This window comes from Lysinibacillus sp. FSL K6-0102, from assembly GCF_038003545.1.
Classification (GTDB): Bacteria; Bacillota; Bacilli; order Bacillales_A; family Planococcaceae; genus Lysinibacillus; species Lysinibacillus capsici.
This window is the reverse complement of sequence record NZ_JBBOPH010000001.1, coordinates 3013504-3029478: the sequence shown is the minus strand read 5'-3', so window position 1 is coordinate 3029478 and position 15975 is coordinate 3013504. Positions and strand designations below refer to the sequence as shown.

Here is a 15975-nt window from a genome sequence, read left to right as displayed (position 1 = left end):
TAGAGGGCGTGTAAAATGAAAAAAGATACAAAGGATAAAATTCTTGCCGCTGCAACAAGCTTAATGACTGAAAGGGGCTACTCCAATGTCTCTGTGAAAGACATTGCTTTAACTGCTGGAGTGAGTGAAATGACTGTTTTCCGTCATTTTGAAACAAAAATGGGGATTCTACAAGCTGTGCTAGATAGACATTCTTATATTCCATACTTTGAACAGTTATTTGCTCGAGATTTATCAGGAAATCTAGTGAATGACTTACAGCAAATTGCTAACGCTTATTTAGCTTTTATGGAAAAAAATAAAGCGATATTTCTCATTACTATACAAGATAGAAGTATACTACCAGGAGTAATGGAGCTTATTTCGGATAGCCAAACCAAACAATTACTAAAATTATTGGAAGGTTACTTTCAAGTACAAATCGAACAGGGAAAGATGAAGGATATTGATACAAATGGGCAGGCCACTGTTTTTTTAACGAGCCTTTTTGGTTTCTTTGTATCCAATGCATTTTGGGATGATCATTTTTTAAAAAACCAAAAGGAAAGTTTTGTTGATCATTTAGTAGCTACGTTTGTGGGTGGAGTCTGTATTTAATGCTCTACCCACAAAGCTTTCATATATTTTTTAAATAAAATGTTAGTTATAACTAACTAACAAATTAAAGGGGATTCAAACATGAAGGAAAAAAGAAATGTTATAGTAGCAATTTTACTATCTGCAGCATTTGTGTCTATTCTCAACCAGACTTTATTACTCATAGCTATGCCGCCCATTATGGAAGATTTTAAGATTCATGCTAACTTAGCACAATGGCTCACGACGGTTTATTTATTGACGAATGGAATTCTCATCCCCATTACAGCATTTCTAATCGGTCGTTTTTCAAATCGATTGCTGCTAATCGTTGCACTCACGTTATTTAGTATCGGTACATTTTTAGGTGCCTTTGCACCAACTTTTACAATTTTGCTTCTCGCAAGAATTATTCAAGCAGCTGGAGCAGGGGTGATTATGCCGTTAATGCAAACGATTTTATTAACGATGTATCCAAAAGAAAAACGGGGTTCGATTATGGGGCTAGCGGGTCTTGTAACAGGCTTTGCGCCAGCAGTTGGCCCAACTTTATCTGGCTGGATTTTAGAACACCTTACATGGCGACATTTATTTTTTACTGTCCTACCTGTTTCGGTCATTGTGTTAACAGTAGCGACGATTTTTATGAAAAATGTAACGACTACAAAAGAGGGAAAGCTAGATACTCTTTCAATCGTGTTCTCTTCATTAGGGTGGGGAGGTTTGTTATATGGTTTTAGTATTGCAGGGACAGCAGGCTTCCAGTCAATGCAGGTTGTTGTCACATTAGGGATGGGTGGGACGATGTTGGCTTTATTTATTAGGCGACAGCTACGATTACCCAAACCCATGCTAGAATTTCGTGTCTTTCAATCTACTATGTTCTCTATCACAACCTTCTTATCAAGTTTGGTCTATGCCATTATGATTGGTACACAAATACTATTAACCTTTTATATTCAAAACGTGCGTCAACTTTCTGCACTTGAAACAGGATTAGTTTTATTAATTGGTGCTCTAGTGATGGGCTTTATGTCTCCAGTGACAGGGAAGATTTTCGATAAAGTTGGAGGAAAGGGCTTAGCACTAGTAGGATTCACATGTATTTTTATTGGAACAAGTCTGCTTATAATGATATCAATGAATACGAACCTTTTGCTACTGGCAGGGGTGTTTACGATGATTTCCTTTGGGATTTCAATGATTATGATGCCCCTAACAACGGCTGGCATGAATGCGTTACCTACACATTTAATGGCCCATGCAACAGCAATGACTAGCACATTGCGTATGGTTGGGGGTGCATTAGTGACGGCATTACTTGTAACCATCATGAGTACTGTGACTACTTTACAACATGAGTTGGGAGAAGCTGATGCGATGCTAAATGGTATTCGAACTGCTTTTATTGCCACAACGATTTTAAGTAGCATTGGACTACTATTGTCTCTATATGTAAGGAAAGGGCCAAGTACTCATTAACCTCAATTTCTAATACGCATAAAAATAGCCTAAATAGAGAAACTAAGGGGAGAAGAGGCTTCACGATTTTAGAAAAGAGGTGCTTTTTGTGGATCCAACAAATTGTGATTTTTCACCAATGAAAGAAACTTTAAAAGATGAGCTTCTCGAAGTGATCATGTCCTTACAGCAGAGTGTGCAGGAAATGGATACAGATGCAAATTGTCTCCTTGGTAATTTTGAGAAAATTAAAGAGAAGTTTATGACAATTGAAATGAAAGCTGCAACGTTCTATTTAAATTGTTATCTTTCCCCGTTTACTGAAAAGTATCCAGAGCTATCACACAGTGTGCAAAATATGTCTTTGAGAAGGCATGGTGGTTTAATTGTTATTCAAAGACAGGATGCTTTAGAGAATTTAATTCAGCCTGGTATTCATATTGGTGCAGATTTAACCCATTCTTTATTAGAATCTATTTTCTTCCCTGGTAATCCACTTCACGATGGAGCGGTACTTGTCCATCAAAATCAAATTGAGTCAGCTGCCAATGTACTGCCATTGTCAGAGCGGTATACAGGGGAAAAGAAATTAGGAACAAGGCATCGTGCAGCGCTGGGATTGAGTGAGCAAAGTGATGCACTTGTAATGGTTGTATCAGAAGAAACGGGTAGAATTTCTTTTGCTCTTAAGGGCAATTTATATCCTGTTACAACACCTGGCATCATATAGGGGGTCTCCCTATGTTAAAAAAATATCTTGAATTCGAGATATTTTTCTTGCGGAAGTATCACTTGCGTGGTAAAGTGATAACTGAAGGGAGGGTGAAGTCATGAGAAATCATACACTAGGCACCTTAACGTGGATTCGGATGATGCGCTTTACAACGCAAAGTAATCAGTTATCGAATGAATTTTTAAAACGTTTCGACTTAACGACAGCACAATTTGATGTGTTAATCCAGATTAAAACATATGCCCCTATTACACAGTCTCAATTAGCAGAAAAAGTAACTGTAACACAAGGTGGCATGTCTCGCATGCTTGCCCGACTAGAAAAAGAGGGACTAATCGAGCGTAAACAAAATTGGAAGACGAAAACCATCTCATTGACATCAAAAGGGGAGCAAATGATTGACGCAGCAACACCTAGTCAACTTCACTTCCAGTCTTCGTTTTTTGAAGAAGTATTATCAGCTGAAGAAATTAAATCTTTATATATTGCGATGACAAAGCTTGAAAAACATAGCCGAGAAAAAAAATTGCCGCCCGTGTAATTTTTTTTGTGAAATCACTTGCTTAGTCAAGTGAAAATAATGAGGAGGAACAATTATGATGAACAAATTAAGCGGACACCATCATATATCAATGCTAACGAAAAATGGTAAACAGAATAATCATTTCTACACAACTATTTTAGGGTTACGACGTGTGAAAAAAACGGTGAATCAAGACTCACCTTCCATGTATCACTTATTTTATGGAGACTTAACAGGCGCAGCAGGTACAGAATTAACATTTTTTGAAATGCCTGTTGCAGGACGTACAGTGCGAGGGACGAATGCTATTACACGTATTGGCTTACTTGTACCTAGCTTCGAAAGCCTACTATATTGGAAAGAACGCTTTCAGCAGCTAGAGGTAGAACATAGCGAAATCACTACTTATGCAGGCAAAGAGGCTTTATTTTTTGAAGATCATGAAGGTTTACGGATGGTATTGTTAAACCACCAAGGACAAGAAACGCCTGCTCAATGGCAACCATGGGATGGAAATGATATACCGCAGGAACATCGTATTTTAGGCATGGGGACTATTGAAATCACTGTGCGATATTTATCAAGAACGGTCAATTTATTACAAGATTTATTTCACTATACAGTTATTGCAGAAAAGGACAAAGAAACGGTCCTACAATCGATAGAAGGGGAAGTGCTTGGCGAGATTGTTGTCAAAGAATTAGAAGGACCAAGCGAGAAACCTGGTAAAGGCAGTATTCACCATCTTGCGTTACGTGTTGCAACCGTTGAAGAATTACAGCAATGGGATACCAAAATTAAGGAGCTTGGATTGGATAGTACTGGTGTGGTTGATCGTTATTATTTCCAAAGTCTATATTTTAGAGATCGTAACGGTATTTTATTTGAAATGGCGACAGATGGGCCAGGGTTTACGGTAGATTCAGCAGTCGAAGAACTTGGCAAAGAGTTAGACCTCCCGCCATTTTTAGAAGAGAGACGTTCAGAAATTGAAGCTATTTTAGAACCGCTAGAATAAGGAGAGATAACACATGATGGAAAAATATCGTATTGATCAAGCACAAGGACTCGAATTCGGACTGTACTCTTTAGGTGATCATATCCCTAATCCACTAACGGGCGAGCGTATTTCTGCTCAACAACGACTAAAAGAGCTAGTCGAGGCAAGTCAATTAGCAGAGCAAGCTGGAATTGATGTATTTGGCATAGGTGAAAGTCATCAGTCTTATTTTACAACACAGGCACATACGGTCGTGTTAGGTGCTATCGCACAAGCAACTTCGACCATTAAATTGACTAGCTCCGCAACCGTATTAAGTGTTTCAGACCCTGTACGAGTATATGAGGATTTTGCCACAATTGATTTATTATCAGATGGTCGTGCAGAAATTGTAGCGGGACGTGGTTCACGTGTAGGTGCCTATCACTTATTAGGTGTTGATTTACAAGATTATGAAGAAATCTTTGAGGAAAAATTAGAGCTTCTTATGAAAATCAATGACGAGGAGCTTGTGACTTGGGAAGGGCAATTTAGAGCACCTCTCCACCATGCACAAATTTTACCGCAGCCAAAAAACGGCTCGTTGCCAATATGGCGTGCGGTGGGTGGACCACCTGCCAGTGCCATTAAAGCAGGTTATATGGGCATTCCGATGATGCTTACAACATTAGGTGGACCTGCTATCAACTTTAAACCATCAGTGGATGCCTATCGCGAAGCGGCAGAGCGCAAAGGCTTTGACCCAAATGAATTACCTATTGCCACAACAAGCTTGTTTTATGTAGCAGACACAACAAAAGAGGCATTGCAGGGCATGTATCCACATTTAAACGGTGGTTTCCAAGCTATTCGTGGTGGGGGCTATCCAAAGCAACAATTTGCACAAGCGCCTGATACACGTGATGCTTTAATGGTGGGCAGTAAAGAGCAAATTATTGAAAAACTACTTTATCAATACGAACTATATGGCATGCAACGCTTTATGGCACAAATCGATTTTGGTGGCGTACCCTTCGAAAAATTGATGAAAAATATTGAAATCATTGGTAATGATATAATTCCAGCGATAAAAAAACACACAGCAAAATAAGGAGTGGCTCATTATGAAAATTGTCGCACTTGCGGGTTCTATTGTCGGCTCAAAGACAAGAACAGCTACACAAAAGTTAGTCGAGATGTTACAAGAAAAATACCCACAGCATGAAGTAACATTACTAGATCTTGCTGACTATCAGCTAGTTTTTAGTGATGGACGTAATTACTTTGAATATGAAGGCGATACAAAATATGTGACGGAAACCATGATGGCTGCAGATGCGATCGTTATTGGGACGCCAACATTCCAAGCATCTATACCAGCTACATTAAAAAACATCTTTGACCTTTTACCTGTCAATGCCTTCCGCGATAAAGTCGTCAGTGTTATTGTTACAGCGGGTACATCCAAGCATTATTTAATGGTGGAACAGCAACTAAAGCCGATCCTTGCTTATATGAAAGCGCACATCGTACCGACCTATGTATTTATAGAAGAAAAGGATTTTTTACGTAAAGAAATTGTCAATGATGATGTCCTTTTTCGTTTAGAACGGTTAGCAGAGGATACCGTGATGGTTACAGAGGCTTTTGCAGAAATTCGAGCCAAAAAAGATGCTGAATATGATTTTTAAAGATTAATAGAAGAAACGCTGTGAAGTAGTCTGACACAGCGTTTCTTTTTGTGTCAAGGCTAGCTATAAGTTCGTGACAATCATGATAAAAATAAAACCCAAATCACTTTGAGTTTTTAATAAAGGTGGTTAAGGGTAAATAGAGGATAGAACTGGTTCTTCTGTAGCTAACAAAGCCGTATACTTTCCATATGGAGAAATGGATATAGAAACTTCTAGTAGTTCCCAACGTTTTAAAATTAAAGAGTGTGTGTAGGAAACTTGAGATTTGAATATTGTTAGGGGCGATATAGAATCCCTACTAAAGTAATTAGATAGTGTAGTATACTTCAATGCAAATGATGGGAGAGATGGAAATGGAAAACGATTGGGATAAAGCTATAGGTTCTCTTTCTAAAATAAACGTTTTTTCAAATCCAAATAACGAGCCTGTTACCATAAGTGGTGAAGCTGATGATTTGAAATGTATAGGTGTTGGGACAGATGCGGCTGTTTTTCAAGCTCTTTCCGCCCCAGCGTATGCATTTAAACTATATGCCAAAGACAAAGTGCACAAAGTAAAAGTTGAAGCAAATGTGTATCAAATACTTGGAGATTCACCTTTCTTTTCAACATGCTTTGCTTCACATGACGAATACCTTGTTTTAAGTTACGAAGAAGGAAAAACGCTTTTTGATTGCATTCTACAAGGTATTCACATTCCAAAACAGGTTATAAATGAAGTAGAGGATGCAAGAGAATATGTTCGGAAGAAGGGCCTTAACCCTCGTGATATTCATTTGAAAAATATTTTGCTACAGAATGGAAGGGCAAAAATAATTGATGTCTCTGAGTACACACTACAGGGTAATGATCATCGATGGGAGCATTTAAAAAAAGGATATGAGCAATACTATCATTTAATTGATGGAAATTCTGTGCCGTTTTGGTTAGTAGAAACAATACGAAAGTGGTATAACCAACGTGGAAAGAATACTTCATACGAAGAGTTTACAAAAAATATTTTAAAGTTTCTATTAAAAAATAATTGAACTTACGGGAGCTACCTTTTACGAGATGCTTTAATAGAAATAAAGAAAACAGACAACAAAATTTCATTGACTGTTTTAAAAACTACTTATTCGCTTATAATAGTGGGTTTATCGAATGAGACAATATCAATAATATGGTCTAAACAAACAATCTGATAATGGAATAGCTCCTTGTAGGAATAGATATCGAGAGCTATAGTTCCTTTACTTATAAAATCTAAATAAGTTGATTTTGTAAAAAGACGTACTGAGTTACCCAAGAAATCATCTTCTTGATTGACAAAATGAAATGATTCGTCAAAAACAGTATAGGCTACATATGAATCGAATTCTATATGTATGACCGGTAATGTCTTATCAATTTCAATAGGATAGACATCATTTATAGTATATTCCTCAAAACTTATATCCTCGCTTTCGGCGCTGACGGAAGCTCTAGAAATAGAGACTCTCAAAGAGTTTGTCCCTGGCTCTACTATATTATCTAAAAACAAATAACCTTTCCATTGCATTAAATCTTCATAGTTCATACAAATCACCCTTCCATATTATCACTTGAGATTATGGTCATTTTATAGTTAGAATTTCAAAATGTCAATTTTGAGATTGGTTGAATTAGAATAAAAATTTATTGTTTATCAATAAAAAATAATTGACTTAGAATATATTTTGGATTTATGATTGTTACAGCGAGTTGTAGAAAGCTGCAGTGTAGGAATTAAACATAAAAATATTTAGGAGAGAAGAAAAAGTTATGAAAAAATATATTTTTGCATTAATGCCAATCATATTAGGCGTACTTAGTTTTTTAATCTTTATGGTGAAAGGGAGTAATGTAGCACCTGATGGTACATTAGAAGAACCATTCTTTCTTATTCCAATAGGATTTTTATTGTTAGTTATTGGATTTATATGTGTAGTAGGGGTGGCGTTAAAATCGGTTATTAAAAAGACACAATACGTTAAATAATAGATAAAACAACCAGGTCATACATAAGAGACTTGGTTGTTTTTAATATTTACTTAATAAAAGCACTACATTTGTGTGGGAGTTTTGTTTACACGATGTATGGAGTAGACTGATGATTTGATTGAACAACATAAATAGCTATTTTAGTTGACTGCAAAATTGTACTTGAAGGTTTTGCATGATAAGTTTGTAACTACCTTTTTTCAAGGCAGTCATCTTCGTTTAATGGTTGTACATTAATTTCATAAGAAAAACTTATGTTGATTGAGCTGAAAGATTAATAGTATTTTATGATAATCATTTTGCTTAACGCTACAGTTTGCATGAAGTTTATGGAATTGTGGTATGATTATTTTTAGAGAGTAGGGGGTCAATAAACATGGTATTTTCTCTTTTTAAAAAAAAGAAGGAACCACAGCAGCTAAAAAATAGAGTGGAGTTTTGTATCACTAATTTAGCACTTGGTGCGGCAGATGCGTATGATGTATTAGTAGAACGAGAAGATATTGAGATAGAGGAATCTGGTTGTACATCCCATTGTGAAATCTGTGAGCAAGGTATTTTTGCGATAGTAAATGGGGAAGTTGTGACAGCAGATGACGCGGAGACATTGGTACAGGCTATTGATGAAGAATTAAAACAAAATCCACTTTTCTAATGAAAAAACAGCTTGCTGGAGCACAAGCTGTTTTTTGATGGAAATGTAATTACCAACCACGGACGTATTGTACGGGAGGCTGCACGTCTTCTCCTAGCTCTTTAGCTGCATGTAGTGCCCAGTAAGGGTCTCGTAATAAAACACGCGCTAAGAATATTAAATCTGCACGATTATTTTGGAGTATCTCTTCGGCTTGAATGGCTGTGGTAATAAGACCAACTGCACCAGTAGGAATATCAGCCCCATGCTTAATCGCTTCTGCATGTGGTACCTGATAGCCTGGAAAGACATTGATGGCTGCTGGTACAACGCCCCCTGTTGACACATCAACTAAATCAACACCTTGAGATTTCATCCAGCGGCTAAAAACAATAAAGTCATCCATTGTTGTACCATCTTCCGCATAATCTTCCGCAGAGACACGTACCAATAAAGGACCATCCCATACACTGCGAACAGCATCGATGACTTGACGTAGAATGCGATATCGATTTTCCTGTGAGCCCCCATATTGATCTTGACGTTTATTCGTAGCAGGTGATAAAAACTCGCTAATTAAATAGCCATGTGCGCCATGAATTTCTAGTACATCAAAGCCAGCCTTTGCGGCACGAATAGCTGCTTGTTTAAATGCCTCGATGACATAGTGAATGTCCTCTTCTGTCATTTCTGTTGGTGTTTTATAGTCTGAACTAAAGGCAATAGCTGATGGAGCAAAAATTTCGCCATCTACTGTTGCTTTGCGACCAGCATGTGCAAGCTGGATGCCTGTTTTAGCGCCGTACGCTTTCATCTCCTCAACTAATTGACTTAATCCTTCAATATGTGCATCATCCCAAATCCCTAAATCCTTATTTGAGATACGACCTTCTGGCACAACACCAGTAGCTTCTAAAATGATTAAGCCTACTTGACCAGCTGCACGTGTTGCATAATGGACGAAATGAAAGGGCGTTACCATGCCATCGTCTTGTGCTGAGTACATGCACATAGGTGCCATCACAACACGGTTTTTTAAGGTGATAGATTGCAATGTATAGGGTTCGAATAATTTACTCAAAATAAAGCCTCCTAATTCCTAGTGATACACTCTATTTTGCACATAATGCTACCCATTTGCAAGTGAACGAGATCGTGCCTCCGCTTCTTTAATGCAAGCTTCGATGGCTTCATTAAATTGATATTGTTCTAATGCCTGTATCCCTGCCTCCGTCGTGCCACCAGGACTCGTCACCTTTTTGCGTAAGACATCTGGTTCATCTAATGACTGCTTGAGCATCTCAGCTGTCCCCGCAAGTGTTTGAGTCATTAGCAAGCGCACCGTATCTTTCGATAAGCCTACCTTCGTCCCTACTCGTTCAAAAGCTTCCATTAAATAATAGATATAGGCAGGGCCGCTACCTGAAAGGGCTGTGACTGCATGTAACTGATCTTCATCGACTTCAATAACGGAGCCAACAGCCTCTAATAACTGGAGGAATAGGATACGCTGGTCTGCAGATACCTCGTTATTGAATGCAATGCCACTTGCTGACATGCCGATTGTAGCGGAAGTATTCGGCATCACCCTTGCTACTGGGCGACTCCCTAAAAATTCTGTAATTGTATCAATCGCAATGCCTGCTAAAATAGATAGTACAGCAGTGTGTGCCGTAAGTTTAGGCTTTAAATCACACATAGCAGCAATAGCATCTTTCGGTTTCATCGCTAAGATAATCAGATCTGCCTGTTGAAAAATCGTAGGATCAAACACACAATGGACACCATATGTTTCATGTAGGAAATGTAAGCGTTCCTTGTCTGAGCGATTGGTGACGTAAATTTCCTGTGGTGTGAACACCTTTTGTTTAATCCAGCCTTGCATCAATGCTTCCGCCATTGAGCCTGCACCGATAAATAAAATTTTTTTCATGAACAAAACCTCCAGTTCAAAATAAAAAAGCGCTCTCGTCCTTATCTAGAAGGACGAAAACGCTCTCGTTTCCGCGGTACCACCTTTGTTTGCCAATTGTTGGCACAACTCTTAGCCCTCTTATCGCAAGGGAAACGGTTATGTTTGCATAACTGCTCAGAAGTAGGTTCGGTAATGGGAGCGGGTGATGTTACTCTCAGCAAATGTAACACTCTCTAACACCTTCACCAGATACGTACTCGTCTTCTTCAACGCACATAAATAATTAGATTATTCAAAATTATAGTGAGGAATAGGCAACCTGTCAACAGGAGGATGACGAAAACAGAAAAAACTTGTAAAATAGAATGAATCAGTATTCACAAGTGCGTGAAAAGGGGGAGACAACTTTGTCTATATACAAAATAGAAATACCAACACCCTATGCAGTAGGAGATGTCAATGCATTTATTGTAAAAGGCGATGCACTTAGCATTTTTGATGTTGGCCCAAAAACAATGGAAGCCTATGATGCTTTAAAATGGGGGATTCGAGCAGCAGGCTTTGACATGCAAGATATTGAACAGGTTGTGTTAACCCATCATCATCCAGATCATGCGGGATGGGTCGATGCTTTTCCATATGCAGAAATTTTAGGGCATGCCTATAATGACAAATGGCTTCGTCATGATGAAGACTTTTTACGCTATCATGAACAATTTTACAGTGAACGTTTATTGGAGCATGGGGTACCACAAGAATATATTGCAAAAAGTGTCCATGTTCGTCGTGAATTGGAGCTTGTAGGGGAACGACCATTAACGCAAATTTTGGAAGATGGAGATGAAGTTCCTGGGCATCCAGGATTAAAGGCAATCGAAACATTAGGTCACGCACAAAGTCACTTCATTTTTTGGGATGAAAAAACTCATCATGTGATTGGTGGAGATTTATTGCTTGAAAAAATAACGCCCAATCCATTAATAGAGCCACCATTGGATCGTACTGTAGGACGTACAAAATCTTTACTACAATATAATGCATCCCTTGAAATTCTACGTCAATTACCTGTCAAAATGATGCATACTGGGCATGGAGCAGAGCTAGAGGATATTTCGTTGTTAATTGATAAACGATTAGAGCGACAGCACCAACAATCAATGAAAGTTTTTGAATTATTAGGCGATGATCAATTAACAGTTGTCCAAGTAACAAAACGCTTGTATCCGGCTATCTTCCAGCATCAGCTTGGTTTAACTTTATCTAAAACACTTGGTCATTTAGATTACCTAGAGGCCAATGAGTATATTACGTCAACAAAGACAGAAGCAGGTATCTATTTATTTCAAAGGAAGTAGGTTTATACATGAAACATCCTAACAAAACAATCTTTGTGACAGGAGCTACAAGTGGGGTTGGCTTAAAAATCACTGAATTACTAGTAGCTCAAGGGCATATTGTTTATGCCACAGGTCGCAATGCCGTTGCACTAAAGGTGCTAGAGCGTTTAGGTGCTCAAGTGATCCAAGCGGATTTAACCAATCTACATACACTTGATGATGTTTGTGCGCAGCTACCACCGATTGATGTAGCGATTCTTTCAGCAGGTGTAGGGAAGTTTGCTGTAGCCCCTGCTTTACAGGATGAGGATATTGCGCAAATGATCGAATTAAATGTTAGCGTACCCATTTATCTTGCCAAACGATTAGCCTCTAAGATGATAGAGCGCAAACAGGGCCATTTAATATTCATTGGTTCTCAGGCTGGGAAGGTGGCCACACCAAAAGCGAGTGTCTATGCTGCGACGAAACATGCTATTGTCGGTTTTACCAATGGATTGCGTATGGAATTAGCTCCGTACAATGTAAAAGTGACAGCCATCCATCCTGGTCCCATTGATACACCATTTTTAGATAAAGCCAATGATACAAGTGGCTACCGAGAATCCTTAGGGCGCTTTTTATTGTCAGCGGAGGAAGTAGCTCAAGAGACAGTGAAAACGATTGATCGTCCTGTTCGTGAGATTAATCTACCTAGAATTATGGGATTGTCGAGTAAATTGTATGCATTAGCCCCTGCAACCATTGAATGGCTAGGCAAATCATTTTTCCATAAGAAATAACAACATTTGAAACTGTAAACATGCTTCACGTGCATGTCTACGGTTTTTTCATATTTACATATAATTATAGCTATAGTAGTAAAAAGGAAGAGTTGAAAAGGAGACATAGATGTATACAATTGGTCAAGTTGCAAAATTTTTAGGAGTTTCTAGAGATACCTTAAAATTTTATGAAGAAAAGGGATTAGTAAAGCCCCAGCAAAATAGTGAAAATGGGTATAGAACATACAATCATTTTGATATATACGATATCACAACAATCAATTTTTATAGAGAAATTGATTTTGAAATCAAAAAGATTCAGGAATTGAGAAAAGGCAAGAGTATAGAGGGCATCCAATCATTGTTAGTAGAAAAAGAACAAGTAATGTTAGAGGAAATAGCTTATAAAAAGCTACAATTAAAAAAGCTCCAGCTTGTAAAAGAGGATTGTCAAAAAATTAGCCAATATCTAGGCACGTATACTATAAAGGAAATGAAACCATTAGAAATAATGGGCGTAATAGATCATTATACAGCCTATGATGAATATGATTCGTTAAAAGAAAATGCAGACAGTATAAAGAAAGCGGTAATTCTTACTTCTTTAAGAAGAGTTATTAGATTCGATGATAGCGGAATGCTCGAAAATAAATTTATGGTTGTCAGGAAAGTAGAAAATAGCGATCCTCCAATTAAAGGTGAAGTTTTAGCGCATCCCAAATGTCTTTATACAGTTATTGAAGATGGGCGCTGGTCAACAGGTGGCAAAAATACAGACAATAAAGTAGAGGCTAGTATAAGAAAAGTAGCTAAGGAAAATGGCTATGAGCTTTTAGGGCTTGTTTATATCAACTTATTGCTTACCACTTATGAAGAAGGGCTTGAACGTATTTTTTTAGAAATGTATGTACCGATAAAATAATGGCAAAATGGATTTGACCTGTGAGCAACCCCTAGGTTTATGCTGAAGATATTCAGATGAAATGGGGGATCTACTTGCGTAGAAAAAAGAAATTAAAAAAACCAGTAGCAAGCTTTATTATTTTAACCAATATTATTTTTTGGCCACTTTTCTGTGTTGTAGGAGCCGTCAAGCTATTAGGCTATCCTACTTGGCTATTTGATACCGTACGCTGTCTATCGGCTTGGTCATCCACCTTTGCCTTTGCGATACTATTTCCAAGAATCTATCCTGGGCAACGTTTTATACACTTTGTCAAACAAAAATTCAAAAACAAATTGTCACTTTCAGTAATTGTTTTAATCGTGATGATACAAACAGCTATCTTTATCATGATTTTGTTTCATATCATGAATAATTATGAAGAAACCTCTATTTTTACGCTGTCTTCATGGGGCATGCTCAGTTTTTATTTTGTTAAAACGCTTTTGTCAGGACCACTGGGTGAGGAGTTAGGATGGAGGGGCTTTGCACTGCTGGAGCTGCAAAAGAAGTATTCGCCATTAATAGCTTCAATTATCATAGGCTTTTGGTGGGGAATGTGGCATTTACCGATATGGCTTACAACAGGGTTTATGGGAATGGATTTGATCAAATATAGCTTCTTCTTTATGTTAACGATTATAGCTACGACCATCATCATGACAGTATTTTATACGATCAATCAGAATTTAATCATTCCTATTATTATTCATCAGCTCTTTAATTTTTTTATCGGCTCCATTAATGGAAACCTAATTGATTTAATTATGTATAATGCCATTTTATATTCGGCGGTGGCCGTTCTACTTATTTTGATTAATCCTAAAAAAGTATTGTATAAGATACAATCAGCTAAGTAACTAGAAAGAATCCAGTTTGTATCATGGATTCTTTTTTTTCGTCCGTTGCTAAATTTATATAGTATACATTTATATATATAGTAAAAAAACGTTTTTTCGAGTGAATTGCCATGGATTTCTTGTCAACCTTATACAAGGAACGACTTACTTTTGACAATAAAAATAAAAGTCTATGAATTTATAAAAATACACTTGTATTTATTTTTATAACATGATACTATTCGTGTATAAACTTTTAAATGAATGTATAAACATACATATCGATAGAGCAATGGAGGCGCATTTTTAATGGCAAATAAAAAAGTGGTATTAGCTTATTCAGGTGGACTTGATACTTCGGTAGCAATTCCATGGTTAAAAGAACAAGGTTGGGACGTAATTGCAGTATGTCTTGACGTTGGCGAAGGGAAAGATCTTGAATTCGTAAAAAATAAAGCTCTTCAAGTAGGAGCGATTGAATCTTATATGGTAGATGCGAAAGACGAATTTGCTGAAGGGTATGCATTAATTTCTTTACAAGCACATACTTGGTATGAGCAAAAGTATCCATTAGTATCAGCACTTTCCCGTCCACTTATCTCGAAAAAACTAGTAGAGATTGCTAATCAAGTAGGCGCAGATGCTGTTGCGCATGGTTGCACAGGTAAAGGGAATGACCAAGTTCGTTTTGAAGTATCGATTAAAGCATTAAATCCAGATTTAGAGGTATTAGCACCAGTACGTGAGTGGGGCTGGAGCCGTGATGAGGAAATCGAATATGCAATGAAGCATAATGTACCGATTCCTGCAACATTGGATTCACCATTCTCAATCGACCAAAACCTATGGGGCCGTGCGAATGAAGCTGGCATTATGGAAGACCCATGGGTGTCGCCACCAGAAGAAGCTTATGGCTTAACTGTTTCTGTTGAAAATGCACCGAATGAAGCAGAGTATGTGGAAATCGAGTTTGTAGCTGGTAAACCAGTAGCATTAAACGGAAAAGAAATGAAGCTTGCTGATTTAATTCAAGAATTAAATGCAGTAGCAGGTGCTCATGGTGTAGGACGTATCGATCACGTTGAAAATCGTTTAGTTGGTATTAAATCTCGTGAGGTTTATGAAATTCCAGGTGCAAAAGTGCTGTTAACAGCGCATAAAGAGCTTGAGGACTTAACGCTTGTAAAAGAATTAGCACACTTCAAGCCAGTAATCGAGAAAAAACTATCCGAATTAATTTACGACGGTCTATGGTTCTCACCATTACGTGATGCTCTTGAAGCATTCCTTGCGCAAACACAACAATATGTGAATGGTACAGTACGTGTGAAACTATTTAAAGGACATGCGATTGTAGAAGGACGTAAATCACCAAATTCATTATACAGTGAAAAGCTAGCAACATACTCGAAGGAAGATCAATTCAATCATGCTTCCGCTGTAGGCTTTATCGAGTTATGGGGTCTACCAACTGTAGTGAACTCATCTGTGAATAAAAAGTAATGTTGAACAAGCAAGGTGTGGTGAGGCATTTGTGCTTATACTACACCTTTTGATAAGTAATCGAGGAAAAGGT

The 15975-nt window shown here is 37.7% G+C and carries 18 protein-coding genes; 15 read left to right on the top strand and 3 right to left on the bottom strand.

Annotation, left to right across the window (positions count from 1 at the left end):
• The first annotated feature begins 15 nt into the window (after positions 1-15).
• The 8 genes from NYE73_RS15470 to NYE73_RS15435 all read left to right on the top strand — a co-directional run bounded on the left by NYE73_RS15470 (position 16) and on the right by NYE73_RS15435 (position 6994).
• Positions 16-597: a TetR/AcrR family transcriptional regulator gene (locus NYE73_RS15470; RefSeq protein WP_259950814.1), complete on the top strand. Its 582-nt coding sequence runs from the start codon at positions 16-18 to the stop codon at positions 595-597.
• An 81-nt stretch (positions 598-678) separates the two neighbouring features.
• The gene (locus tag NYE73_RS15465) at positions 679-2058 is read left to right on the top strand and encodes an MDR family MFS transporter (RefSeq protein ID WP_259950813.1); all 1380 of its coding nucleotides are present in this window, start codon (positions 679-681) and stop codon (positions 2056-2058) included.
• An 88-nt stretch (positions 2059-2146) separates the two neighbouring features.
• A complete protein-coding gene (gene cdaS, locus NYE73_RS15460; protein ID WP_054549207.1) occupies positions 2147-2767 on the top strand; it encodes a sporulation-specific diadenylate cyclase CdaS in 621 nt (206 codons plus the stop codon).
• A gap of 100 nt (positions 2768-2867) precedes the next feature.
• Entirely contained in the window at positions 2868-3311 is a 444-nt protein-coding gene (locus tag NYE73_RS15455) for a MarR family winged helix-turn-helix transcriptional regulator (RefSeq protein WP_048392361.1), read from the top strand.
• Positions 3312-3369: 58 nt separating this feature from the next.
• Positions 3370-4311: a ring-cleaving dioxygenase gene (locus NYE73_RS15450; protein ID WP_066036259.1), complete on the top strand. Its 942-nt coding sequence runs from the start codon at positions 3370-3372 to the stop codon at positions 4309-4311.
• Between the two features lie 16 nt (positions 4312-4327).
• The gene (locus tag NYE73_RS15445; RefSeq protein ID WP_066036260.1) at positions 4328-5383 is read left to right on the top strand and encodes an LLM class flavin-dependent oxidoreductase; all 1056 of its coding nucleotides are present in this window, start codon (positions 4328-4330) and stop codon (positions 5381-5383) included.
• Positions 5384-5396: 13 nt separating this feature from the next.
• Positions 5397-5963, top strand: a complete 567-nt coding sequence (locus tag NYE73_RS15440; protein ID WP_066036247.1) for an NADPH-dependent FMN reductase — start codon at positions 5397-5399, stop codon at positions 5961-5963.
• A 356-nt stretch (positions 5964-6319) separates the two neighbouring features.
• Positions 6320-6994, top strand: coding sequence for a serine/threonine protein kinase (locus tag NYE73_RS15435; protein ID WP_048392363.1), 675 nt, complete (start codon positions 6320-6322; stop codon positions 6992-6994).
• A gap of 86 nt (positions 6995-7080) precedes the next feature.
• On the opposite strand, the gene NYE73_RS15430 is transcribed toward NYE73_RS15435, so the two are convergent.
• Positions 7081-7524 carry a hypothetical protein gene (locus NYE73_RS15430; RefSeq protein WP_004231350.1) on the bottom strand — a complete coding sequence of 148 codons (444 nt, stop codon included), beginning with the start codon at positions 7522-7524 and terminating at the stop codon, positions 7081-7083.
• A gap of 224 nt (positions 7525-7748) precedes the next feature.
• Between NYE73_RS15430 and NYE73_RS15425 the strand changes: the two genes are divergently transcribed.
• Positions 7749-7964, top strand: a complete 216-nt coding sequence (locus NYE73_RS15425; RefSeq protein WP_048392365.1) for a DUF3955 domain-containing protein — start codon at positions 7749-7751, stop codon at positions 7962-7964.
• A 379-nt stretch (positions 7965-8343) separates the two neighbouring features.
• On the top strand, positions 8344-8622 hold the full coding sequence (locus tag NYE73_RS15420) for a DUF1450 domain-containing protein (RefSeq protein ID WP_004231354.1): 279 nt from the start codon (positions 8344-8346) through the stop codon (positions 8620-8622).
• A 49-nt stretch (positions 8623-8671) separates the two neighbouring features.
• On the opposite strand, the gene namA is transcribed toward NYE73_RS15420, so the two are convergent.
• Positions 8672-9682 carry an NADPH dehydrogenase NamA gene (namA, locus tag NYE73_RS15415; protein WP_066036248.1) on the bottom strand — a complete coding sequence of 337 codons (1011 nt, stop codon included), beginning with the start codon at positions 9680-9682 and terminating at the stop codon, positions 8672-8674.
• A gap of 48 nt (positions 9683-9730) precedes the next feature.
• On the bottom strand, positions 9731-10534 hold the full coding sequence (gene proC, locus NYE73_RS15410; RefSeq protein ID WP_066036249.1) for a pyrroline-5-carboxylate reductase: 804 nt from the start codon (positions 10532-10534) through the stop codon (positions 9731-9733).
• Positions 10535-10881: 347 nt separating this feature from the next.
• On the opposite strand from proC, the gene NYE73_RS15405 reads away from it, so the two are divergent.
• The 5 genes from NYE73_RS15405 (at position 10882) to NYE73_RS15385 (ending at position 15902) form a co-directional block, all read left to right on the top strand.
• Entirely contained in the window at positions 10882-11871 is a 990-nt protein-coding gene (locus NYE73_RS15405; RefSeq protein ID WP_259950811.1) for an MBL fold metallo-hydrolase, read from the top strand.
• Between the two features lie 8 nt (positions 11872-11879).
• Positions 11880-12635, top strand: a complete 756-nt coding sequence (locus tag NYE73_RS15400) for an SDR family NAD(P)-dependent oxidoreductase (RefSeq protein WP_048392368.1) — start codon at positions 11880-11882, stop codon at positions 12633-12635.
• A 109-nt stretch (positions 12636-12744) separates the two neighbouring features.
• Positions 12745-13539: a MerR family transcriptional regulator gene (locus NYE73_RS15395; protein WP_259950809.1), complete on the top strand. Its 795-nt coding sequence runs from the start codon at positions 12745-12747 to the stop codon at positions 13537-13539.
• Between the two features lie 74 nt (positions 13540-13613).
• The gene (locus NYE73_RS15390; RefSeq protein WP_259950808.1) at positions 13614-14420 is read left to right on the top strand and encodes a CPBP family intramembrane glutamic endopeptidase; all 807 of its coding nucleotides are present in this window, start codon (positions 13614-13616) and stop codon (positions 14418-14420) included.
• 288 nt (positions 14421-14708) lie between these two features.
• Positions 14709-15902 (top strand): argininosuccinate synthase, encoded by a 1194-nt coding sequence (locus tag NYE73_RS15385; RefSeq protein ID WP_004231366.1) that lies wholly within the window; start codon positions 14709-14711, stop codon positions 15900-15902.
• The last annotated feature ends 73 nt before the right edge of the window (positions 15903-15975 follow it).